Below are 23,827 nucleotides of genomic sequence, written 5' to 3'. Positions count from 1 at the left end.
GACGCGACCTGCGCATCGAACCGGTCCAGCAACGTCCCATCCGGCACCGGACGCGCCGTATCGTTCCACCGCTCGAGCACCGCACTACGCTCATCAGCGCCCAGCAGATCGATATCCCCCACCCGCAACGACGGATCGGACACCACCGACTCGAGGATCCGCACGAACCGCTCCGCAAACCCCTCCACCGTTGCGGCATCGAAAAGCTCGGTCGCATACGTGAACTCCGCACGGAGACCGTCCGGCGAACCGTCTTGGGCGTATCCCTCCGACAACGTCAACTGCAGATCGAACTTCGCGACCGCGGTGTCGATTTCGAGCAGGTCGAGGGTCAGACCGCGAAGTTCGACGTGCGCTGCACCTAGATTCTCGAACGAGAGCATGACCTGGAACAGCGGGTGCCGTGCCGTGGACCGGGTGGGGTTGAGAACCTCGACCAGACGCTCGAAGGGGACATCCGCGTGCCCGAAGGCACCCAGTGCTGCTTCGCGTGCCCGTGCGAGATGGTCGGTGAACTGTGCGTCCGGATCGACGTCTGTTCGGAGCACCAGCGTGTTGACGAACATACCGATGAGGTCGTCGAGCGACTGCTCGCCACGTCCGGCCACCGGCGTACCGATCGTGATGTCGCGCTGACCGGACAATCGTGCCAGCAATATGCTCAAGGCCGCGTGCACGACCATGAACAGGGACGCGTTGCGCGTGCGCGCGAATGCCACGAGGTCTCGATGCAGGCTCGGATCGATCGAGAAATCCACGGTCGCGCCGGCGAACGACTGCGTCGCCTGGCGGGGACGATCAACCGGAAGATCCAACTGGTCGGGAACGTCGGCGAGCGTGCGACGCCAGTAGTCGAGCTGACCGGAGATCAGTGACTGCGCATCGTCCTCGGAGCCGAGGACTTCCCGCTGCCACAGGGTGTAGTCGGCGTACTGAACGGGAAGCGGTGCCCACGAGGGTTCTTCCCACTCGGTGCGTGCGGCGTACGCGACCATGATGTCGCGTGCCATCGGTCCGGTGGACCATCCGTCTGCGGCAATGTGGTGGACCACGAGCGCAAGAATGTGCTCGTTGCGGTCGAGTTCGTAGAGTTCGGCGCGGATCGGTACCTCGGAGGTGACGTCGAAACCGGTGGACGCGAGTCGCCGCATCGCGCCGGCCAACTCGTCCCGGTCGATCCGGAGCGGGGTCAGATTGGGTACGACTTCCGCGGCCGCCCGTACGACCTGGTGGGGTCCCTCCGGCGAATCGGGGAAGACGGTGCGCAGCGACTCGTGGCGGTCGATCACATCCATGATCGATACCTGAAGTGCCGCTACGTCGAGGGCTCCGGTCAGCCGCAACGCCATCGGGAGGTTGTATGTCGCCGAGCGGGAATCGAAGCGGTTGAGGAACCACATGCGCTGTTGCGCCAGGGACAACGGAACACGCTCGGGCCGCGGCATTTTCGCCAGTGCCGCACGGGCACCGCGCCCGGCCTCCTGCTCGACGCGAACTGCCAGGGCGGCGACGGTGCTCGATTCGAACAGTGCACGCACGGGAACCTGCGCGTCGAGTGCCACACCCAGTCGGGACACCACCTGGGTCGCGAGGAGCGAGTTTCCGCCGAGTTCGAAGAAGTCGTCGTCGAGTCCGACACGTTGCACGCCGAGCACCTCGGCGAAGACGGCAGCGACGGTTCCCTCGATGGGCGTCGTCGGCGCGCGGAATTCGCGATAGCTGATCCCGAGTTCGGGCTCCGGCAGTGCTCGGCGGTCGAGCTTTCCGACGGGCGTCAGCGGGATCTCGTCGAGGACGACGATCTGCGAGGGGACCATGTACGACGGCAACGACCGGGCCACGTGGTCGGACAACGCAGACGGGTCGATACCCGGAGCGCCGTGCACGTACGACACGAGTGCGGTCTGTCCCGACGGCATGTCGTGGCCCACGGTGGTTGCGAAATCGACGAGCGGATGCGTCTGCAAGGCAACGTCGATCTCGCCCAGTTCGATCCGGAATCCGCGGACCTTGACCTGAAAGTCGGATCGTCCGGCGAACACGAGGCGGCGCTGATCGTCCCAGCGAACCACGTCACCGGTCCGGTACATGCGGGTACCCGGCGCTCCGAACGGGTTCGCGACGAACCGATCCGAAGTGAGCGCAGCACGTCGGTGATAGCCCCGCGCCAGAGCGTCGCCGGCGAGATACAGCTCGCCCGACACTCCTGCGGGGACCGGACGAAGACGGCCGTCGAGCACGAGTGCCTGGACGCCCGCTGTCGGGCCGCCGATGGTGATCGGTCCCGAGGCATCGAGCAGAGCGCGGGTCGACACGATCGTGGTCTCGGTCGGTCCGTAAGCGTTGAAGAATCGGCGGCCGGGCGCCCACCGGGCCACGAGTTCCGTCGTGGAGGCCTCGCCACCGACGTTCAGGCTCTGGAGCGAGTCGAGGCCCGCGGGATCCACGGAACCCAGCACCGCAGGCGTGATGGTCGCGTGGGTGACACCGGTCTGCTGGATCAGCGCCCGCAGTTCGACTCCGCCGTAGATCGTCGGCGGAGTGATCACCAGTTCGGCACCGGTGTAACCAGCCATCGCAAAGTCGAGAACCGAGGGGTCGAAACTCGGCGAACAGATCTGCAGAATCCGAGACTCGGAAGTCACCCCGTAGAGGTCGACACAGTCGCGGACGAGGCCTGCGAGGCCACGGTGGGTTACCGCGACGCCCTTCGGACGCCCGGTGGACCCGGAGGTGTAGATGACGTATGCGAGGTGATCGACCCGGAGCGGAGCACACCGCTCCTCGTCGGTGACCGGTGCGCCCGAGTGCGCCAAGCACGCGGCGACGAATGCCGGGTCGTCGAAGCGAACCCATTCGACGGCGGGCGACAGACCGACGGCGTGTTCCTCCGTCGTCAGGCCCAGCAGAGCCGACGAGTCCTCGAGCATGTGGGTCACTCGGTCGACCGGGTATTCCGGGTCGACCGGAACGTAGGCTGCTCCCGTCTTCGCAACGGACCACACACCGAGCACCATCTCCCACGAGCGAGGGAAGGCAAGCGCGACAATGTCTCCGGGCCCTACGCCACGCTCGATCAGATAACGCGCGATCCAGCTCGACCACGCGTCGAGGTCGCGATACGTCAGGACGATGTCACCGTCGCGAACGGCGGTCCGCTCCGGGTGGGCGGCGACACGCGCGGTGAGCAGGTCCACGAGCGTGGCCGGTTCACCCGCATCGGGACCCGTCGTGGTGAGCAGCAGCTCGGCTTCGCCGGGAGAGAGGATGGACAGGTCGCCCACACATGCCGACGTGTCCGCGACGATGCCGTCGAGGATCCTCACGAAACGTTCTGCGAAGACGGCGACCGTTCCGGCGTCGAAGAGATCCGTCGCGTACTCGAAGGTGGCACCCAAGCCGGCGGGTTCATCGTCGCTGCCGGTCTTTTCGGTCAGCCACAGCTGGATGTCGAACTTCGAGATCGGCATCTCCAGTTCGGTGCCGACGGCGTGGACTCCGGCGAAGGACACCTCACGTGCTGAACCGGGCTCGAGCGACAACGCCGCCTGGAACAGCGGATGACGCGCTGTGGATCGTGCCGGGTTGAGCACCTCGACGAGACGCTCGAAAGGCACGTCCGCGTTCGAGAATGCGGTCAGGTCGATTTCACGGACCACGTCGAGGAATTCACCGAACGAGAGTCCGGGATCGACGCGCGTGCGCAGCACCAGCGTGTTCACGAACATGCCGATGAGGCCGTCGAGCTCCTTTTCGCCGCGTCCCGCGACCGCGGTGCCGACGGCGATATCGTTCGATCCGCTCAGTCGTGAAAGGAGTACCGCGTATGCGGCGTGGACGACCATGAACAGCGAGGCGCTGTGTCCGCGAGCAAGTTCGACGAGTCCACGGTGTGTCTCGGCGCCGATCTCGAATCGGTGCTTGGCGCCGCGGTAGCTTGCGACGGCAGGGCGCATCCGGTCCGCCGGCAGATCCAGCTGATCCGGGAGGCCGTCGAGCTCCCGAACCCAGAAAGAGATTTGTTGCGCAGCAGCCGAACCCGGATCGGACTCGCTTCCGAGAGCCTGTCGTTGCCACAGGGCGTAGTCGGCGTACTGGATCGGCAGGGGCGACCAGCGCGGTTCGTGTCCCTCCGCGCGCGCCGTGTAGGCGGCGACGACATCCTGTGCGAACGGTCCGAACGAGGATCCGTCGGCTGCGATGTGGTGCAGCACCATCGCGAGCACATAGGTGTCGGGAGCGAGCCGGAACAGCGCGACTCGGAACGGAACCTCGATCGCAACGTCGAAACCGCGTCCAGCGAGTTCGACGACCGCTGCCCGTAGACCGTCCTCGTCGACATCGACCGGTTCGAGCGGCGAGACGGCCTGCTCGAGCGGCAGGATCACTTGATGGGGGTCGCCGTCCACTTCGGGGTAGACGGTGCGCAAGCTCTCGTGCCGGGCCACCACGTCCGAGAACGCATCGGACACCACATGAGGGTCCACCGCGCCTGTCATCCGCACGGTGAAGGGCAGGTTGTAAGCCGCAGTGGTGACATCGAACCGATTGAGGAACCAGATCCGTTGCTGTGCAGTGGAAAGGGGCAGAACATCTGGTCGCGTGGCTGCGGTGAGCGGCGCTCGGGCACCGGATCCGACCTGCTTCGCGATACGTGTGGCGAGTCCCACGACGGTCGATGCCTCGAACAGCGCGCGGACGGGAACCTGGGTGTCGAGCGCCGCGCCGATGCGCGAGACGACCTGCGTCGCGACGAGCGAGTTGCCGCCGAGTTCGAAGAAGTCGTCGTCGAGACCCACGCGTTCGGCGCCGAGTACCTCGCCGAAGGCCGCTGCCACCACGCGCTCGGCCGGGCTGCACGGCTCGCGGAAGGTGCGGGTGCTGCTGAATACGGGTTCGGGCAGGGCTTTCCGGTCGAGCTTTCCGCTGGTGTTGAGCGGGAGCGCGTCGAGCACCATGAGCGATGCGGGCACCATGTACGACGGCAACGAGCGACCCGCATGGTCTGCGAGATCGGAGGTGTCGATCGTCTGCGCCGGTGCGGCCACCAGGTAACCCACGAGCTGGTCACCGGTCGGCGTCGAGACAACGAGAACAACGGCCTGCGAGACGGCGGGGTGAGCGAGCAGCACCGCCTCGATTTCACCGAGTTCGATGCGCTGACCGCGGAACTTGACCTGGAAGTCGGTTCGGCCGATGTACTCGAGGATTCCGGTGCCGTCGCTCTCGGCTTCCCAGCGCACGAGGTCGCCCGTGCGGTACATCCGCTCGCCCGGCCCGCCGAACGGGTCGGCAAGGAAGCGGTCCGAGGTCAGGTCAGGACGATCCAGGTAGCCACGTGCGAGCTGAACACCCGCGAGGTAGAGCTCGCCGGGCCGCCCGACCGGAACCGGACGCAGACGCCGGTCGAGGACGTACGCGCGACTGTTCCACTGCGGAACACCGATCGGGACACTGTGGACGTCGCCGGGGCCCGCGCGGTGGTAGGTGATGGACACCGCCGCCTCGGTGGGTCCGTACAGGTTGTGCAGGCCCGCCGAACACAGCCGGGCGAACTCGGCCGCGGTCTCGGACGGCAGTGCCTCGCCGATGACGAAGACGTGCCGTAGGGAGTCGCAACTTCCGTCGGCGGCGTTGGCCACGAAGACGGTGAGCATCGACGGCACGAAGTCAGTGATCGTCACGCGGTGCTCGGCGATCTTGTTCGCCACGTACACCGGGTCACGGTGGCCGTCGGGCGTCGCGATCACGAGGGTCGCGCCGACACGCAGCGGCATGAAGAATCCCCACAGCGACACGTCGAACGTCGTTGCGGTCTTCTGCAGGTACACATCCTCGGACGACAGCCCGTATTGGTCGTTCATCCACTGGATCTGGTTGTCGATGGCGACATGGCTGACGGCCACGCCCTTGGGCCGGCCCGTCGACCCCGAGGTGAAGATGACGTACGCGGTGGTGTCGGGCAGGACCGGACCGTGCCGGTCCGCGTCGGTGATCGGGCGTGCGTCGCCGCGCGAGTAGTCGAAGGTGTCGATCTCGACCGCGGTGACGCCGTCCGGCAGTTCCACGTCGTCGCGCGCGGTGGTCAGTACTGCCGCGGGCTTGGCCGTGTCGAGGATGTATGCCGTCCGGTCGGACGGATGGTCGGGGTCGATGGGCACCCAGGCCCCACCCGCTTCGACGATCGCGTACATGCCGACCACGAGATCGAGCGAACGCCGGATGCACAGTCCGACAAGCGATTCGGGTCCGACACCGAGATCGATCAGTGCGCGCGCGAGAGTGTTGACCCGGGAAGCGAATTCACCGTAGGTCAGTGACTCGCCTTCGAAGACGAGCGCTGTGGCATCAGGTGTGGCTGCGGCCTGCTCGCGGAACTGCGCGAGCAGATCACGTTGCCGGACCGGATGGTCGGTGCGGTTCCACTCGGTGACCGCGTTGTCGAGTTCGGCGTCTCCCGCAAGGGGGATGTTCCACACGGGCCGTTCCGGATCCGATCCGACGAACCGGTCGAAGAACTCGATGAAGCGGGCATGGTCGGCGCCGGACTGCTCCGGACCGTAGAGATTGGGATTGGACTCGAAGTCGATGTGCGTATGGACGCCACCGCTGCGGTAGATGTTGACACCGAGATCCTCGATCAGTCCGGTGGACAGAATATTGATTCCGCCCACCATGTCCCCGAGACGGACCTCGTTGTCGAACAGCATGATGTTGACCCACGGGCCGAAGAACGTCGCCTGCCCCGCGGATCCGGCGTCACGATCGCGCACGATGTCCTCGTGCCGGTAACGCTGATGGCGCAGCGCACCCGAGACGGCCGCGCCCGACGCGGCGATCAGATCGCGGACGGTCGTCTCGTCGGTGACGCTCAGGCGCAGCGGCACCACATTCGAGACCATGCTGCCCGAGCGTCGGAGCACCGCCGTGGTGCGCGCCGCGACGGGCAGGCTCAGCACGACGTCGGTCCGGCCGGTCATCTGTGCGAGATACGCGGCGAAGGCAGCGACGACCGCGGTGGCCAGGCTCGCGCCCTCGCGCTCGGCGAGTTCACCGACTCGCCGTTCGGTCTCCTCGGACAGCGCGGCGGTGTCGATGCGGCTGACCGGCGCGGGCGCGGCGGTCCGGCCGGAGAGGCTGGTGGGTTCCTCGATCCCGTCGATCTGCCGGGCCCAGTATTCACGGTCGTCGAGGAATCGCTTCGAACCGCGGTACTCCATCTCGACGTCGTAGACCTTGTGCAGGTCCGACGCGCGGTTCGGGGACGGCTCCACGCCCTCGACCGCTGCCGTGTACAACTCGGCGATGCGGGTCATGAACGTGGCGGCGGCGAAACCGTCGAGTGCCAGATGGTGCACGCAGTTGTACCAGAAGTAGCGGCGTTCGCCGATCCGGAGCACGGTTGCGGCGATGAGACGGTCGCGCAGTACATCGACGGGACGGCTGCGGTCGTCGCGCATCCAGTCGAGCGCGGCCTGGCGGGGGTCGTCGACACCGCTCAGGTCGACGAAACCGAGCGGCGCTTCGAGCGAGGGATCGACGAGTTGGTAGGGCTGTGCCCCGACCTCGATGAACCGGAGGAACCCGGATCCCATTTCGAGCGCAGCGCGGGCACTGGATTCGCGGAGGAGATCGACGTCGAGGTCACCCTCGAGCTCGACGTATTGAGCGATGTTGGCGGGCACTGTCGGGTCGACGTGCTGGGCGAACCACATGCCCAACTGCGCAGGCGAGAGCGGGAACGCTCCGGGCGGTACCGCGCCCCCTGCGTTCTTCGCCTGCGATCCGCCTTTCCCGAGCGAGTCCAAATCCCCCAACCTTCCTCTCACCACCGGGCAGTTGCCCGCACTCCCGACACGAACATGCACGCAACCTCTAGGGGTATCTGCGCATCAGGGGGAGATCGTTACGGCGTGGCCGGGCGGTGAGACATTCCGCAGGACCGGACGCAGTAGCGGACCCCCGCCTGACGGGCCGAGGCGCCCGAAGCAGCTTACTTACCGGTCGGTACCGGAGCCCATGTCGTACACACCCGGAACAATCTACAGGGTTCCGACACAGGCCCCGGCTCACCGAGGGAACGAGCCGTCGAAGGTCACCAGGACACGGCGATGATCACGTTCACGATGGCGAGGATGCCGGCCGTGTGCGCCAGAACTGCGGTCGAACCCGGGTTCTTCTTCTCCTTCTTCAGGCCGATGATCGCGACGACGAGAATGACCAGGGCGATCAGCAGCTTGATGCCGATCTTCATGTGGTTCACCTCGACGACGTCCTGAGCTTCGCGGAGACCCACGAGCGCGATACCGGTCACCACCTGAAGGATCGCGCCGTGCAGCATGCCGACGACGACGCGCGGCTGCTTGAGCACCGTGAGCCAGGAGCCGATGATGCCGGCGAGACCGATGAAGTGCAGGATGAGAAAGATCTTGATTGCGATGTCCATACCGGCAATCCGACCATTCCGGGCGCAGGTAGTCCAGTTAGGCCACACTCAGACGTGGCGTGCATCAGCGGTGGTCGTAGTACCAATCGATCAGTTCCGGCGCATCGATTGCGGTGCGGTCCATCACCTTCGCCGGGTCGGCCCCCTGCAGAATCCGTTTGAGCGGCACCTCGAGTTTCTTCCCGGTACGGGTGTGCGGGATCCCCGGTGCGGCGACGATGTCGTCGGGCACGTGCCGCGGGGACAGTTGCACGCGGATCGCGGAACGGATCCGATCCGTCACCCTGTCGTCGAGTTCGGTGCCGTCTGCGAGAACGACGAACAACGGCATCCGGTACGAACCGTCGGGATACTCGATTCCGAGGACGAGGGCTTCGGTGACCTCGGGGAGTGACTCCACGACCTGATAGATGTCGGCGCTGCCCATCCGCACTCCCTGACGGTTCAGGGTGGAGTCGGAGCGCCCGTGCATGACGAACGTGCCGCGGTCTGTCACGGTGATCCAGTCCCCGTGACGCCACACCCCCGGATAGACGGAGAAGTACGAATCGCGGTAGCGGCTGCCGTCCGGGTCGTCCCAGAATCGGACGGGCATCGACGGCATCGGTGCGGTGACGACGAGTTCACCGACCCGGCCCCGTACGGACCGGCCGTGCTCGTCGTACGCGTCCACTGCCACGCCGAGGCACGGGACGGAGATCTCACCCGGCCACACAGGCACGGTCGGCACGGCGCCCACGAACGCCGTCACCACGTCGGTACCACCGGAGATCGACATGACCTGCACGTCGGCGCCCACATTCTCGGCCAGCCACAGCGACCCCGTGACGGGCAGGGTCGAGCCGGTGACACCCACACTGCGCAACTCGGAGAGATCGTGGTCGGCCCGCGGCACCACGCCCGCCTTGCTGCAGGCTGTTACGTAGGCAGGACTCGTGCCCAGCACGGTGACCCGTTCGTCGGCGGCGATCCGCCAGAGCCGGTCGACCTCGGGATGCGACGGGGCACCGTCGTAACAGACGATGGTCGCGCCCACAAGAAGTCCGGAGACGAGGAAGTTCCACATCATCCAACTCGGACTCGTGTACCAGAAGTAGCGGTCGGCCGGACCGAGGTCGAGGTGGAGTGACAGTGCTTTGAGATGCTCGAGCAGTACCCCGCCGTGGCCGTGGACGATGCCCTTGGGCGGTCCTGTCGTACCGGAGGAGAACACGACCCACAGTGGGTGGTCGAAGGGAACCGCGACGGTGTCGAGGGCTGCGCCCTCCTCGAGCGCTGCCTCTTTCCAGTTCAGCACCGACGGGGACGTGGCGGTGGGTGGGGAAATCTCGCGGGCCGGCGCGCGGGGGACGACGACTGTCAGGTCGAGACCGGGTAGTCGGTCGCGCAGCCACGTCAGTTCGTTCGTCCGGTCGTGCCACGTGCCTGCGTAGGCGTATCCGGTCGCGGTGACGAGGACTTTCGGCTCGAGTCGGCCGAGCCGGTCGAGCGCAGCCGGAGCGGCGTAGTCCTGCCCGCACGCGGCCCAGACTGCCCCGATACTCGCGGTCGCAAGCAGGGCGACGACGGCCTCCGGGATGTTGGGAAGGTAGCCGACGACCCGGTCCCCCGGTCCGACTCCGTACTCCCGGAGCGTGGCGGCGAACGCGGCTGTCCGGCCGCGGAGTTCCGACCATGTCATCTCGCTGCGGTGCCCGGCCTCGTCGAGGTGGACGACGGCCGGCGCGAGCGGCGGCCGATCCCGGAAGAGGTGCTCGACGAGGTTCAGCCGCGCACCGGGAAACCACACGGCACCGGGCATGGCCGTGTCGGCGATAGGCGGCCCGGGGGCGGTGTGCGACACCACCTCGAACCGGTCCCACACCGCTTTCCAGAAGTCCCCCGGGGCCTCGACCGACCATCGCCACAGCGACCCGTAATCGGGCAGGTTCAGCCCGTGACGCCGTTCGGCGAACCGCGCAAACTCCGTGATGTTCGCTCGCGCAACGGCGGCCTCATGGGGAATCCACTGCGGCTGCACGGCAACTCACTTTCGGGCCGAGGCGGAGAGACGTCTGGCCCCGTCCGGTGTGGCCGGGCGGGGCACATAGCACGGGTTACCGCCGCTCGCGGGTAGCGCCGGTGTAGATCAGGGTGAGGACCACGGCCACGATGATGCTGATGATCCACCGGATCCAGTCGATGCCGCTGGTGTCCTCGTTGCCCTCGGAGGAGATCAGGCCCCACAGCCAGTAGCCGATCAGCGCGCCGATGATGCCGATGACGATCGTGATGATCATGCCCATGGCCTGCTTGCCCGGGATCACCAATCTGGCCAGGATCCCGATGACCGCACCGAAAATGATCGTGCCGATGATTTGTCCCATGGTGAGCCCCTCTGCTGCGGCGCCGCCCGGTGGCTGCGCATCGTCGACGACTCTTTACCCCTTCAGTGTCTGCCTTGAAACCGACGAAAGTGACCGGTTCGGGGCGGGTACGGCCGAATTACTCGCCCATGCGTGCCGAAGGGCCGTCAGTTGTGCTCGGTCACGGTGGCCTCGATGATCGCCCGAGCCTGTTCACGCATCTCGACCTTTCGCACTTTGCCGGTGACCGTCATCGGGAACTCGTCGACCACGTGCACATAGCGCGGGATCTTGTAGTGGGCGAGCTTCCCGTCGCAGAACGCCCTGAGGCTCGCCGCGTCGAGGGGCCGCTCCGAGCCGTCGCGCATCCGGACCCAGGCCATGAGTTCTTCCCCGTATTTCACGTCGGGCACCCCCACCACCTGAGCGTCGAGAATGTCTGGGTGGGTGTAGAGGAACTCTTCGATCTCGCGGGGGTAGATGTTCTCTCCCCCGCGGATCACCATGTCCTTGATGCGGCCGGTGATGGACACGTAGCCGTCCTCGTCCATGACTCCGATGTCCCCGGTGTGCATCCACCGGGCCACGTCGATCGCCTCGGCCGTCTTCTCCGGCTGGTCCCAGTACCCCAGCATCACCGAATATCCGCGGGTGCACAGTTCGCCCGGCACGCCGCGCGGGACCGTCAGACCTGTTCCGGGATCGACGATCTTCACCTCGAGGTGAGGACCCACCCGGCCGACCGTGGCCACACGCCGCTCGATGCTGTCGTCGCTGCGGGTCTGCGTCGACACCGGCGAAGTTTCGGTCATGCCGTAGCAGATCGACACCTCGTTCATCCCCATCCGATCGATGACCTGTTTCATCACCTCGACGGGACACGGCGAGCCCGCCATGATTCCGGTGCGCAGGCTCGCCAGGTCGTACCGTGCGAAATCGGGCTCCGCCAACGCGGCGATGAACATGGTCGGCACCCCGTAGAGCGAGGTGCATTGCTCCTCCGCCACTGCGGTGAGCGTGGCCGCGGGATCGAACGCCGGGGACGGCAGCACAATTGTCGCGCCGTGACTCGTGCACGCGAGATTGCCCATCGTCATACCGAAACAGTGGTAGAGCGGAACGGGGATACATACCCGATCCAGTTCCGTGTAGTGGCAGAGTTCGCCGACGAAGAACCCGTTGTTGAGCACATTGTGGTGACTGAGCGTGGCGCCTTTGGGGAACCCAGTGGTCCCCGAGGTGTACTGGATGTTGATGGCATCGTCGGGAGAGAGCAGAGACTGCGCCTCGGTGAGCACCCGGCGGTCGTCGGCGAGTGCGGCCCGTCCCACCTCGACGAGGTCTTCCCACCGCGGGGAGCCGAGCAGAACGACATCCTCGAGGTCGGGGCAGTTCGCCTGTACGGTCTCGATCATCTGCGCATAGTCGGATGTTTTGAATGCGGACGCGGACAACAGCATCCGGACGCCTGCCTGCTCGAGGACGTACTGCAATTCGTGCGAACGGTACGCGGGATTGATATTGACGAGAATCGCGCCGATCTTCGCGGTCGCGTACTGGACGAGGACCCATTCCCAGCAGTTCGGGGCCCAGATCCCCACCCGGTCGCCCTTCGCGATGCCCGACCGGAGCATGCCGACAGCGACTGCGTCGACATCCGCTACGAATTCGGTGTAGTTCCAACGTTTCCCCGCGGCGAGGTCGACGAGCGCCTCACGGTCACCGAATCGGGCGGCGGTGCGGTCGAGGTTGTCGCCGATGGTGTCGCCGATAAGCGGAACATCCCAGGCGCCCTGGGAATAGCTCGGCAGGCGGTCGGCGGTGGTGCCGGACATCGTGTTCTCCTTCGTAGTTCGAGATCGACAGGCCGCGACAGGCTCAGAGAGCCCGGTGCCGCGTTTCGAAGAGCCTTGCGGTGCAGACCAGGCTCAGCAGACCGAGCGTCGCGAGCATGACTCCGATCGCGACGCTGCCGAACGAGGCAGCAAGAGGTGCTGCGAGCAGCGGGGGAATCGCTCCGCCGAGAACGCCGGCGAGGTTGTACCCGAGACCGGCCCCCGTGTACCGGTAGCGCGTTGCGAACATCTCGGGCAGCAAGGCATCGCACGGACCGTAGGCGATCCCGAAGATCGCGAGCGTGACCATCATGCCGATCACGAATGTGACCGGCGACCCGGTGTCGAGCAACGGGAACAACGCCAGTGCCCACACGACGGAGAATCCGCACGAGACCATGATGACCCGTCGGCGTCCCACGCGGTCGGAAATACAGGGCAGAGAGCACGATCGCGGCACCGAACACGAGCGACGACGAGATTCCCACGACGAGCACGAAGGGCCGGTCGAAGCCGAGGGTGGTGGTTGCGTAACTGGTGAGGTAGGCGGTGCCCATGTAGAAGAACGCGAACATGATGGCCAGCGCTCCGGCGGCGAGCAGTACTTCCCGGGACTGGAAGCGCAGCACTTCAAAGAAGGGAAGGGCCAGCATCTGTTTCGCCGAACAGCCGGACATTCTCTGACGGACTGCCGCATGGGACGTGTCTGGTGCTGCGGCGGTCTTGTTCGCGGTGACCTCGTCCGCTGCCCTTCGCGGTGCCCCTGGCTGAAACCGCCCCGTGCGGCGTTGCGCTAGCGAGCCGCTGCTCTGCTCGCGGAGTTCACTGCTGCGGCGAAATCACGCGCAAGAATCTCGTAGTTTGCTTTCGATTCCAGGACGATCTGGCCGCCGTTGGGAAACTCGACGGTCAAGTAGACGTAGCCGGTCTGCTTCTTCGCCATAGCGCCGATGAGCGTTCCGGAGCCTGCATTGATCGCGGTTCCGAGCACCACCCGTGTAGCTGTCGTGCGGCTGTGGGTTCCTCCGAGGTCTACGGAGACGTGAACGCCGGCCACCCGGTACACCTCTCCGGCGTATCGCAGAACTTTGCCTTCCAAGACCATCCCGGCGAAGGCTGCCTTGGTGGGCACACGTGGACCGTCTTGGGGGACGTTGACGGAAACTGCGGGGGTGCGGGGCGTCGCGCTGGCGTTAGTTCACTTCCGAAGCCTAGGACCGGTTCGGCGCCTTGGATTGCAGCGTTGATGGCTTCTACCAGTGGACCGATCTTCTCCGGGCCGGAGATGAAGTTGAAGTCCGCACGGCCGTCTTTGTTGTGTCCGACGCGGCCCCGCAGAAGGAGCCGCATTTCCGCGGGTTTGGTGGCGGTTCCTTCTCGCCATGACACACCTTCGACCGCTCCGACCGGCACCGTCCAGGGTGACACTGCGCGCTTCCTGCGGGGTTGGCGCCAGTGAGTGTGCTTGAACGTGATGGTTCCCGCAGCCTCATCAAACGAGACTGTGGACCCTGCACCGGCATATGTGTAGACAGACAAGCGGATCCAATCGCGGGCGTTGTTGTACGGGAGGTCGTCGACGAGAGATGGTCCAAGCGCCGCAGATCGTTACCCGGCCGGTGCGGTCGGCCCGGTACGGCGGCGTTGTCCCGCGGCCGACCTGCGGGAGGGTCGGGCGAAGGGGCTCGATGCCCCGATGCCGGCAATGCGCGCGCGCCGGGGGTCGCTGGTCTGGGCTGTGGTGAGTGGAGATAGGGGGATGCCCCGCACCGATCGGTGTGGGGCATCGTGGTTGGTGGTGGTCAGTCCTCGAGGTGAACCCGAATTCTGGGAGCGGTCGCGGCCGGACGCGTGTGACTGGATGAGAGTCGCGGGTCGCCTGGGTGATTCTTCTTCGGAAGCGACGGTGAGACGGCTGCGCGCCGACCCGCTTGCGTGCGATTCGGTCGGGGCGCTCATGGTTGCCACAGGCCGGCCGGACGGTCGACACGTTGCCGCTTTGGGTGTCTTACAGATTCCGGGGAGGAAATCGCGGACGAGATCGGCGATCTCCTCCCCGTAGGTATCTCAGGCTGCGATCGACTCCTGAGCTTCGGAGTCGGTGCCCTATGGCACAGTGCCGACGCATACACCTCCGAGCCACCAAAAGGGGCGAACACCCGTGAACATGCTCTACCTCTACGCCCAGGCCGGCGTCACTGCGAACGACGGTCCCCCTGCCTTCGTGCGCGAGATGGTCGGGAACCTCGACGCATTCTGGTGGCTCCTGCTCATCGTGGGAATCATCTGCCTCGGCATCGCCGGTCTCATGCACAAGAACAGGTCGAGCCGCGACGGTGTGAACTTCTTCCTGTACTGCGGTGTCGCGGGGTCCACTTTCGGTCTCGTCGCACTGTTCTTCGGAATCTGATCCCCGAGAACCATTTATCGCGTCTCGCGACCCACGGCGCGGCCGTCCTCAGCTCGGCCGACGAGCGACTGCACGATCCCGCCCGTGCCTGAATACCCCACCTGCGGCCGCGAACCCAGCGAGAGCGAGCAGAGGCTCGTGAGGCCGGTAAGCTCCGCGAGGCCGGTCACTTCCGGCATGAATCGGGGGGCTGGGGCATTGACAACGAGCACCGAAGTCACGTACCAGACGAAGACGGTCCGCACAATCCGCGGCACGGAGTCGCTGACCATCGACAAGTGGGAGTACAAAGGCTGGGAGTTCGTCTCTCAGGCGCCCGGGAAGGTGCTGACGGAGATCACGTTCCGACGCCCCAAGCCGCGGTTTCCCGAGCTTCTTTGGACCAGTGGCGGAGTGTTCCTGCTTGGGCTCGCAATTATCATCGTCTTGAGGATGAACGGCGAGAACGCCGCCCCAGCAGAATCCGCGAGTCCTGTGCCGAGCGAAACGGCAGCTGCACCGAGCGAGCAACCGTCGCTGGAATCGGCAGAGGCGGTACCGACACCATCGCCCGAACCTGATGGTGTGCTGACGCCTGCGAACAGTCCTGAGCTCGCGGCTCTCCTCGCGGGGACCGACTACTGCGCGCCTGACGTCGCAGCGTTCGCTGCGGCTCATCGTGGTCAGACGATCGCGTTCCCGGGCTCCATCGGCGCGATGGGACCCCATGAGAGCGCGGAGACCAGATACGACATCCTCATCGGTGCGGGCGACTTCAGCGAAACGTCCGCGACCGGACCGGCCTTCCAGTTCCGTGATGTGAACACCACGTACGACCTTCACTGGGTCGGGTCCGTGCCGGACACGATCGGTGTGGGGGCCAACCTGAGCATCACGGCAGAGGTCGACCGCTACGAGGAGCGGTCGTGCCTGTTCCTCCTCGAACCGGTGACCACCGCCGTCCGCTAGCTACGACATCCCTTCGAGTCGCTTGATCGGTTCGAGAGGCGGCGGCTTCGAGGATTTCACCGAAGGTGCTGGCGGAAAACGCAGCGCGGGTGCCGAGGTACGCGGCGCGGATTCGATCGGCGTCATCCGGGTCGGTCGTCACTGCCCCCGAAGGGGGGTCATGACCGCGTCACACAGCACGTCCGAACGGAGCGGTTGGTCAGCGACCCGCGGCGCCCCTGAGTTCCTCCCGCATCTCGCCCCACACCGCGGAGTAGGAATCGATGTTGCCCGCGGTGGCCCATGCCAGCGCGCCCCCCTTGACCTTCTCGAGAGCTTCCGCGAAAAGGTCCTGGTATCGCGACAGGCGGGGAACGAACGCGGACACGTCGTCGAACAGCGCCTGCGCACGCCGGTCGAAATCGAGCAGTGCGTCGATGAACCCGTCCGCCTCCGGCTCGGCGAGTAGCTCCGCGAGTTCATCGTCCAGCGGCAGGAATTGATCGTGCAGGTCCGCGATCGAATCCTCGTCGATCGATACGCGTTCCGCCTCGAGTTGGCCGGTCAGCTCGTGAACCCCCTCGTCGGTGAGCTCGATGCCCTCGCCGGCCGCTCGGGCCTTGCCCTGCCGGACGAGCGCATCCACTGCGGCCTGGCCGGCCGACACCGTCACTCCCAGGTGCGCAGCAACCACTTCCGCGGTGACCTGGTTCTTCAGGCGCACCGTCTGCAGCAGGGCCAGCTCATCCACGTTGCCCGCGAAGGCCATCGTCCACTCCTCACCGCCCGACGGGCGCCGAACATGCGGGGGCCGATGCCCCGCGTACCGCGGAATCCGGACGGATCCCGGTCCGATTCTGGCGTACCGGGGACGCGCGTGGGTGCGCGGGCATCGGCGGGAGCCGGCACCGGAGTGGCCGGGGCTTCAGGCGAGCGAATCGATATGCGCCGCGAGTGCCGTCTCGGCGGACCTCGGGGTGTCACCGGCACCGACGAGCAGGTGCATTGCAAGACCGTCGACGACGGCGTGCAGACGCTCGGCTTCCATCTGGAGATCACGCGCCGGCGCGACGAGCCCCTCCGCGGCCAGACCTGCCAGGATGAGCTCACACCCTGCCCGCAGCGCGCGCTGCGCATCGACTGCGATCTGCCGCAGCTCGTCATGCCCGGGAGATTCCGCGATCAGCGCGAGATTGACCAGCATTTCGCAACGACGGACCTCGTCGAGCGGAAGGAGTTCACCGAGCATGGCCCGCGCCCGTTCCCTGACATCGGCAATGCCGAGGTGGGCGGACACGCGCTCTGCGGCGCGGTCGTGAACCAGGCGCATCGAATAGCCGAGCAGTTCCGACTTGCTGCCGAAGACGTGCCGCACGGAACCCGTAGACAGGCCAGCCTCGGCCGCGACTTCCCGTATCGAGACAGCGCCGACCCCTTCGCGCAGGATCAGCCGCCAGACGGCCTCCGCTATTTCCTGCTGTCTCGCATCGTGATCGATCAGTTTCGGCACTGGACCATGCTAACACGGTCGTGCTAGCATCACGTTTTGTAAGCACGACCGTGCTACTTACGCTCTGCGTCCCCGGAAGGGATCACCGTGAGCACCACACCTCGATACGCCGCACTCGACGTACTACGGGGGGTCGCGATTCTCGGCACCCTCGGTACCAACATCTGGATTTTCACCAACGCGGAAGGATTGGTCGGCTACATCAACGGCACCGGACGAGCTACCGGAAGCTGGTCTTTCGTCCAAGACGTGCTGCAACAGGTGACGCAGGGAAAGTTCCTCGGGCTCCTCACGATCATGTTCGGCATCGGACTCGCCATCCAGCAGCGTTCGGCGGCCGGACGGGGGCTTCCCTGGCCGGGTAAATACCCCTGGCGAGCAGGACTTCTCATGATCGACGGGATACTGCACTACTTCCTGTTCACCGAGTTCGACGTGCTCACCGGATACGCCGTCACCGGACTCGTCGTCGCGTTCGTCCTGGCTACCGGCATTCGCTCCCAGCGGATCTGGATCGCCTGCGCACTCGCTCTGCACGCCGCGATGCTCGCCGTCGCGGTAGCCGCACTCGCTGCGCTGCCTGCGAATCCGGGCAATCGGACGCTGTCCCCCAATCCTTATGCGGACGGCTCGTTCTGGGATCTGGTGGTCTTCCGTGCCGAGAACATCGCACTGTTCCGGCTGGAAACGATCTTCATCCTGCCGCCGTCGATAACTCTCTTCCTGATCGGCGCGCGGCTGTACCTCCGCGGCATCCTCGACCCGGAACAGGCCCCGCTCCGACGCATTCTCATGATCGTCGGGTTCGGTGTCGCGCTCCCGATCGACTTCGCGCTGGGCCTGTCCGGGACCGACGCGGGTCTCGTCCTGGGCCGCTACGGCACGGCCCCGATCGTGGCTTTCGCACTCCTCGCAGCCGTCGCACACCGCTATGCCGACGGCCGTGCACCCGGCGCGGTCGGCACCGCTCTCAGCCCTGTGGGACGAATGGCATTGAGCTGCTACATATTGCAGAACATCCTGTGTTCGATAGTGTGCTACGGCTGGGGATTCGGCATGGCCGCTCGCTTCGACGGCGACACGATCGTGCCGGCCACCGTGGCGCTGTTCGTCGCCGTCTGCGCGACACTCATGATCGTCGCGCGCCTGTGGCTGGCCCGATTCGAGCGGGGTCCCGTCGAATGGCTGTGGAACGTGAGTTATCAGGCACTCGCGGGTCGACCGACCTCTCCGGCGACAGTATCCGGGCCGCCACCGGTCTCGTCGTCACGGTCCGGCTACTGAGGCACGGCGCATCCGGCCTCGGCGTCGGCCACCACGAGTGGCACCGGCGAGGCGCCCGGCCGGACGCCGCTCGCCCACTCCTTCCCGAGCACAACCGGCGATGTCGCAAGCGCGGCGTTCTCCGGCTCGCTGAATACTTCTCCCCGAGCGAGGAATCGGACACCCTCGGGCGTTTCGAGACTGAAGCCCGCTCCCCTTCCCGGAACCACATCGAGCACCAGACAGGTGTGCTTCCAGACCTCGAACTGCGACCCCGAGATCCACACGGGAACAGAGTGGGCCCAGGACGGCGGATCGGGAAGCGTGCGACCCACGTCGAGACGGAGGTCGAGCACGCCGAGGAGCACATCCCGATCACCCACCAGAAATTCGCCTGAGGGAAAGCACATCGGCGACGACCCGTCGCAACATCCTCCCGACTGGTGGATCATCAGCGATCCGTTGCGGTCGGCCAAGCGGCGCAGAAGATCCACGGCCGCGACCGTGGCCGTCACCCGGGCTGGGACTGACACGGCATACCTCTCTTTCGCAGAAACGGGCCGGCGCCCGCACCTCCCTGTACGAAAGGTGCAGGCGCCGAGAGTGACTCAGAAGAATCCCTGGGCCTTCGGAGCGTAGGAGACAAGCAGGTTCTTCGTCTGCTGGTAGTGGTCGAGCATCATGTGGTGATTTTCGCGGCCGATACCTGACTGCTTGTAACCGCCGAAAGCCGCGTGGGCGGGGTACTGGTGGTAGGTGTTGGTCCATACCCGGCCGGCCTGGATCGCGCGTCCGGCGCGATATGCGACTCCGCCGTCGCGCGACCACACACCGGCGCCGAGACCGTACAGCGTGTCGTTGGCGGTGGCGATCGCATCGTCGAAGTCCCGGAACGACGTCACCGACACGACGGGACCGAAGATCTCCTCCTGGAAAATCCGCATCTTGTTGTGGCCCTCGAAGATCGTCGGCTGCACGTAGTAGCCGCCGGACAGGTCACCGCCGAGGTCGGCGCGTTCACCGCCGGTGACGATCTTGGCGCCCTCGCCCTTACCGATCTCGATGTAGGACAAGATCTTCTCGAGCTGGTCGTTGGATGCCTGCGCGCCGATCATCGTGTCGGTGTCGAGCGGGTTGCCCTGCCGGACCGCTTTCGTGCGCACTGCCGCGAGCGACAGGAAATCGTCGAAGATGTCGTGCTGGATGAGTGAACGCGACGGGCAGGTGCACACCTCACCCTGGTTCAGCGCGAACATGGTGAAGCCCTCGAGCGCCTTGTCCTGATAGTCGTCGTCTGCGGACAACACGTCCGAGAAGAAGATGTTCGGGCTCTTACCACCGAGTTCGAGTGTGACGGGGATGAGGTTCTGCGACGCGTACTGCATGATGAGCCGGCCGGTCGTGGTCTCACCGGTGAACGCGATCTTGCGGATCCGCGGGCTCGACGCAAGCGGCTTGCCCGCCTCGGTACCGAATCCGTTGACGACGTTGACGACACCGTCGGGGAGCAGGTCCCCGATCAGCTCCACGAGGTACAGAATCGACGCGGGCGTCTGCTCGGCGGGCTTGAGCACCACGGCATTTCCGGCTGCGAGCGCCGGGGCAAGCTTCCACACCGCCATCAGGATCGGGAAGTTCCACGGGATGATCTGGCCCACGACGCCGAGAGGCTCCTGGAAGTGGTAGGCCACGGTATCGGCGTCTATCTCGGAGATCGAGCCTTCCTGCGCGCGGATCGCGCCCGCGAAGTACCGGAAGTGGTCGATCGCCAACGGGATGTCCGCGTTGAGAGTTTCCCGGATGGGCTTGCCGTTGTCCCACGTTTCGGCGACCGCGACGGCCTCGAGGTTCTCTTCGATCCGGTCGGCGATCCGGTTCAGAATCAGCGCCCGCTCCGCCGGTGACGTCTTGCCCCACGCCGGGGCGGCGGCGTGCGCGGCGTCGAGAGCGAGTTCGATGTCCTTGTCGGTCGAACGTGCGACCTCGGTGAACGGTTGTCCGGTCACGGGAGTGATGTCCTCGAAATACTCGCCCGAAACGGGAGCCACCCATCGACCGCCGATCCAGTTGTCGTAACGGGACCGGAAGGACATCAGGGCATCGGGCGAACCGGGGCGGGCGTACTCGGGCATCGTGTTCTCCTGCGCGTCGGGGTGATCACCCGTCGAGGGTGTGACCCCGGACACTACAAACGCCGGGGTTGCAACTAGGTTGCGAAGTTCCGGTCGAGCATCCGGATCTTCGCCTCGACCTGTGCGAACACGGTGGAGTCCGGGTCCAGGCATCCGAGATACGCACTCCACGCCGGCAGGTCTTCGCGGCCGTGAATCGATGCCGTCCAGCGGGCGAGCAGCGGCGCTGCACCCCGGCGCAGAAGCGCACCCCGGATTCCGGCATCCAACTCGTCGCCCACGTCGATCACTCCCGGCGCACCCGAGCCGGGAAGCACCCTGCCGGTGTAGAGGCGCACCGCGGTGTCGAGGTCCCCGCGATCCAGCGCAGCACGTACGTTCGCAACATCGGTGCGCAGCGCGCTCTGCACTCGATACGGCCGGGACGCGATCGTGTCCGGCCCGAGTACCCTACGCAGACGGGATATCTCGGCGCGCACCGTCACGGCATCGAGTTCGTTCTCGTCGAGCAGGACCGCAAGCCTCCGAGCGCCGACCCCTTCCGGATGCTCGCTGAGAATGAGCAGGATCTCGGCATGCCGTTGCGACAGCGCGAGCCGGTCGCGTCCGCGAACGAGCGTCGCACGTCCCGGGCCGAACGTCTCGAGTACGCCCGCGGCAGAAGATCGGGCACTCGCACCCTCGAGCATGGACAGGCGCAGTTCGGCTTCGGCAGCGGCAGCCGTCGCTCGCACGAGTTGTAAAACCTCCGGCGCCGCGACGCGCGGTCCGCCGGTGATGTCGAGTGCTCCGAGAATGCGGCCGCTGATGGGGTCGTGGACCGGGGCTGCCGAGCAACTCCACTCGTGCACGGCACGGTTGTAGTGCTCGGCACCGAAGATCTGCACGCAGCGATCGAGTGTGAGGGCCGTGCCGGGAGCGTTGGTCTCGACGTGCTCCTCACTCCAATCCGCGCCCTCGGCGAAGTTCATCGCCAGCGCCCGGTCGCGGGCGTCGTGGTCTCCCTCGATCCACAGCAGTCGTCCCCGCTCGTCGCTGATCGCGATCAGCAGTCCGCTGTCGGCGGCATCTTCCACGAGAAGCTTGCGGACGACCGGACGGATCATCGCCATCGGGTGTTCCGCGCGGTAGTCCTCGAGATCCTTGCCGGTCAGCAACAGGGGTTGCTCGATGACGTCGGGATCGATCGCCCTGCCGAGGCTACGGAGCCACGAGTCGCGCACTACGGGGCGTACCGCCGCGGGTGCCGCAAGCGCAGCAGACCGCTCTCTGCTCGACGCTGATCCCACCACAGCCGTATGGACTTCCGACAGTCGACGGGCGTGCGCTTCTGCGTCGTCCCCAGGATGCAGCGCCATCCACGAAATGGCTTTCGCTCCCGCACGGTCGATCATCTACCGCTGTCCTCCTCGCGTTCCGCCGGGGGCCACTGTAGTGCAGATCACAGCGGGTCGGTGTCATCGCACTCGGGGGCACCCTGGCGGACGCGTGCCGGATTCAGAGAGCGTCCGCGACACGCCTCGCCAGCATCACGACCGTGGCATGCGGGCCCCGGCTGGGCACCTGCGGGAACACGGAGGTGTCGGCGACGAAGAGACGCTCGGCGCCGTGCACCCGGCACCGGTCGTCGACGACCGCCGAATCGTCCGAACCCATCCTGCACGAGCCCGACAAATGCTGGGACGTACCGAGATGCGCCGCGAGCCACTCGTCGTCCACGTCCGCTGCGCCCGCCTGAACACTGTGCGGGTCCACGACCCCGTCCATCGCCGCGAGCAGGTGGACCGCCGATGCGACCCCGTGCCGGAGCGCTGCACGATCGCGAGGGTCGTCCAGGTATCCGTAGTCCAGGAGAGGCGCGGCGTACGGGTCGCGTGCGTCGAAGATCAGGCGCCCGCGACTGCGCGGCCGGGTGAGGACGACCCCCAGCACAGGTACGGCAGCGCCACTGCCCGGTACGGAGTCGGCGAACGGAGTCGTGTAGGGACGCAGTTCGAGTTCGCCTGTGTGCAGGACAGTTTCGAGTACAGCCGCACCGAGAGGCAGATCGCTGCGGTACCGGTACGGAACGGCAACTTCCGGATGGTCGGTAAATCCCGTACCGACCCCGGGAAGGTCGACGACGGGCGCGACGCCGAGCGTGGCGAGTTCGTCCGCGGGCCCGATGCCGGAGAGCAGGAGAAGGCGGGGACTTTCGACCGCACCGGCGCACAGCACGACACTTCCCGCCTCGATGAACGTGACGCCGTCACCGCCGTCCACCTCCACCCCTACCGCCTCGGCACCGGACATCACCACCCTGCGCGCCCGCGTACCGGAGCACACGGTCAGATTCGGGGAGGCGAGCGCGGGCATCAACGACGAGAGTGCCGGTCCCATGCGTACCCCGTTCGCGATGTTGAGGGGAACGCGTCCCACCCCGACCGGACCGGGCGCGTTGAGGTCCTCCACCGGAAGATGGCCCGCCGCCACAGCGGCATCGTGGAACGCGCGCGCCACGGGGTGCAGACGGGACCACGGGGTTCGCGACACCGGTACCGGTCCGGCGGCGCCGTGCCACTCGTCGCCGAAGTCCGAGTCATGCTCGATGAGCCGGAAGTACGGCAGCACGTGGTCGAACGACCATGACGGGGGCCAGGCGTCGAAATCTCCCGGGCGCCCGCGGACGAAGTAGCCGCCGTTGACCGCGCCGGAGCCTCCGAGCACCCGGCCCCGGGCGATCGTGCCGGGCCTCCCGGCCAGGAGCACCGGATATTGCGCAGTCCAACGACTTTCAGGCCCGACGGGAAGCCTCGAGGCGTCCAACAGTTCCGGTGGCGCGGTACCGGTGCTCGCGTAGCCGGGACCGCTCTCGAGCAGCACGACGGTGCGGCCCGGGCGTCCGGCGAGGGTGGCGGCAAGTGTGCATCCGGCGCTCCCACCCCCGACCACCACGATGTCGGCGCGCGCCGGAATCACG

General features: G+C 66.2%; 16 protein-coding genes and 1 pseudogene. 3 read left to right on the top strand and 14 right to left on the bottom strand.

Annotation, left to right across the window (positions count from 1 at the left end; genetic code table 11):
• From ACFWBU_RS08600 to ACFWBU_RS08565, 8 genes and pseudogenes are all read right to left on the bottom strand, one after another.
• The coding region (locus tag ACFWBU_RS08600) for an amino acid adenylation domain-containing protein (protein ID WP_378528033.1) at positions 1-7,808 on the bottom strand (7,808 nt) is incomplete at its 3' end.
• 287 nt (positions 7,809-8,095) lie between these two features.
• On the bottom strand, positions 8,096-8,446 hold the full coding sequence (locus tag ACFWBU_RS08595; RefSeq protein WP_169619563.1) for a hypothetical protein: 351 nt from the start codon (positions 8,444-8,446) through the stop codon (positions 8,096-8,098).
• A 64-nt stretch (positions 8,447-8,510) separates the two neighbouring features.
• Entirely contained in the window at positions 8,511-10,466 is a 1,956-nt protein-coding gene (locus tag ACFWBU_RS08590) for an acetoacetate--CoA ligase (RefSeq protein WP_378528032.1), read from the bottom strand.
• A gap of 76 nt (positions 10,467-10,542) precedes the next feature.
• Positions 10,543-10,812, bottom strand: a complete 270-nt coding sequence (locus ACFWBU_RS08585) for a GlsB/YeaQ/YmgE family stress response membrane protein (protein WP_169619561.1) — start codon at positions 10,810-10,812, stop codon at positions 10,543-10,545.
• A gap of 146 nt (positions 10,813-10,958) precedes the next feature.
• Complete coding sequence (locus ACFWBU_RS08580; protein WP_378528031.1) at positions 10,959-12,626, bottom strand: AMP-binding protein; 1,668 nt, start codon at positions 12,624-12,626, stop codon at positions 10,959-10,961.
• 43 nt (positions 12,627-12,669) lie between these two features.
• Positions 12,670-13,270, bottom strand: a pseudogene (locus tag ACFWBU_RS08575) (MFS transporter); the annotation flags it as partial.
• A 149-nt stretch (positions 13,271-13,419) separates the two neighbouring features.
• Positions 13,420-13,758, bottom strand: a complete 339-nt coding sequence (locus ACFWBU_RS08570) for a hypothetical protein (RefSeq protein ID WP_378528036.1) — start codon at positions 13,756-13,758, stop codon at positions 13,420-13,422.
• Entirely contained in the window at positions 13,659-14,165 is a 507-nt protein-coding gene (locus ACFWBU_RS08565) for a DUF4429 domain-containing protein (RefSeq protein WP_378528030.1), read from the bottom strand. The genes ACFWBU_RS08570 and ACFWBU_RS08565 overlap by 100 nt, the downstream gene beginning before the upstream one ends.
• 622 nt (positions 14,166-14,787) lie before the next feature.
• Between ACFWBU_RS08565 and ACFWBU_RS08560 the strand changes: the two genes are divergently transcribed.
• Both ACFWBU_RS08560 and ACFWBU_RS08555 read left to right on the top strand, forming a co-directional pair.
• Positions 14,788-15,036: a hypothetical protein gene (locus ACFWBU_RS08560; protein WP_378528029.1), complete on the top strand. Its 249-nt coding sequence runs from the start codon at positions 14,788-14,790 to the stop codon at positions 15,034-15,036.
• Between the two features lie 84 nt (positions 15,037-15,120).
• Positions 15,121-15,984 carry a DUF4839 domain-containing protein gene (locus ACFWBU_RS08555; protein ID WP_378528028.1) on the top strand — a complete coding sequence of 288 codons (864 nt, stop codon included), beginning with the start codon at positions 15,121-15,123 and terminating at the stop codon, positions 15,982-15,984.
• A 199-nt stretch (positions 15,985-16,183) separates the two neighbouring features.
• Here ACFWBU_RS08555 and ACFWBU_RS08550 read toward each other — a convergent pair whose 3' ends face one another.
• The gene (locus ACFWBU_RS08550) at positions 16,184-16,732 is read right to left on the bottom strand and encodes a hypothetical protein (protein WP_169619559.1); all 549 of its coding nucleotides are present in this window, start codon (positions 16,730-16,732) and stop codon (positions 16,184-16,186) included.
• Between the two features lie 156 nt (positions 16,733-16,888).
• On the bottom strand, positions 16,889-17,473 hold the full coding sequence (locus tag ACFWBU_RS08545) for a TetR/AcrR family transcriptional regulator (RefSeq protein WP_378528027.1): 585 nt from the start codon (positions 17,471-17,473) through the stop codon (positions 16,889-16,891).
• Positions 17,474-17,560: 87 nt separating this feature from the next.
• Here ACFWBU_RS08545 and ACFWBU_RS08540 point away from each other — a divergent pair, with 87 nt between their 5' ends.
• On the top strand, positions 17,561-18,757 hold the full coding sequence (locus tag ACFWBU_RS08540; RefSeq protein WP_378528026.1) for a DUF418 domain-containing protein: 1,197 nt from the start codon (positions 17,561-17,563) through the stop codon (positions 18,755-18,757).
• On the opposite strand, the gene ACFWBU_RS08535 is transcribed toward ACFWBU_RS08540, so the two are convergent.
• The 4 genes from ACFWBU_RS08535 to mftG all read right to left on the bottom strand — a co-directional run bounded on the left by ACFWBU_RS08535 (position 18,751) and on the right by mftG (position 23,826).
• Complete coding sequence (locus ACFWBU_RS08535) at positions 18,751-19,269, bottom strand: DUF779 domain-containing protein (protein WP_378528025.1); 519 nt, start codon at positions 19,267-19,269, stop codon at positions 18,751-18,753. The two genes, ACFWBU_RS08540 and ACFWBU_RS08535, sit on opposite strands and share 7 nt — an antisense overlap.
• A gap of 75 nt (positions 19,270-19,344) precedes the next feature.
• Positions 19,345-20,868 carry an aldehyde dehydrogenase gene (adh, locus tag ACFWBU_RS08530; RefSeq protein WP_378528024.1) on the bottom strand — a complete coding sequence of 508 codons (1,524 nt, stop codon included), beginning with the start codon at positions 20,866-20,868 and terminating at the stop codon, positions 19,345-19,347.
• Between the two features lie 74 nt (positions 20,869-20,942).
• On the bottom strand, positions 20,943-22,262 hold the full coding sequence (locus ACFWBU_RS08525; RefSeq protein ID WP_378528023.1) for a GAF domain-containing protein: 1,320 nt from the start codon (positions 22,260-22,262) through the stop codon (positions 20,943-20,945).
• 103 nt (positions 22,263-22,365) lie between these two features.
• Complete coding sequence (gene mftG, locus ACFWBU_RS08520) at positions 22,366-23,826, bottom strand: mycofactocin system GMC family oxidoreductase MftG (RefSeq protein WP_378528022.1); 1,461 nt, start codon at positions 23,824-23,826, stop codon at positions 22,366-22,368.
• Between the last annotated feature and the right edge of the window lies 1 nt (position 23,827).

The organism is Rhodococcus sp. NPDC060084, assembly GCF_042730335.1.
In the GTDB taxonomy this organism is placed as follows: domain Bacteria; phylum Actinomycetota; class Actinomycetes; order Mycobacteriales; family Mycobacteriaceae; genus Rhodococcus.
This window is presented reverse-complemented; position numbering and strand designations above follow the sequence as displayed.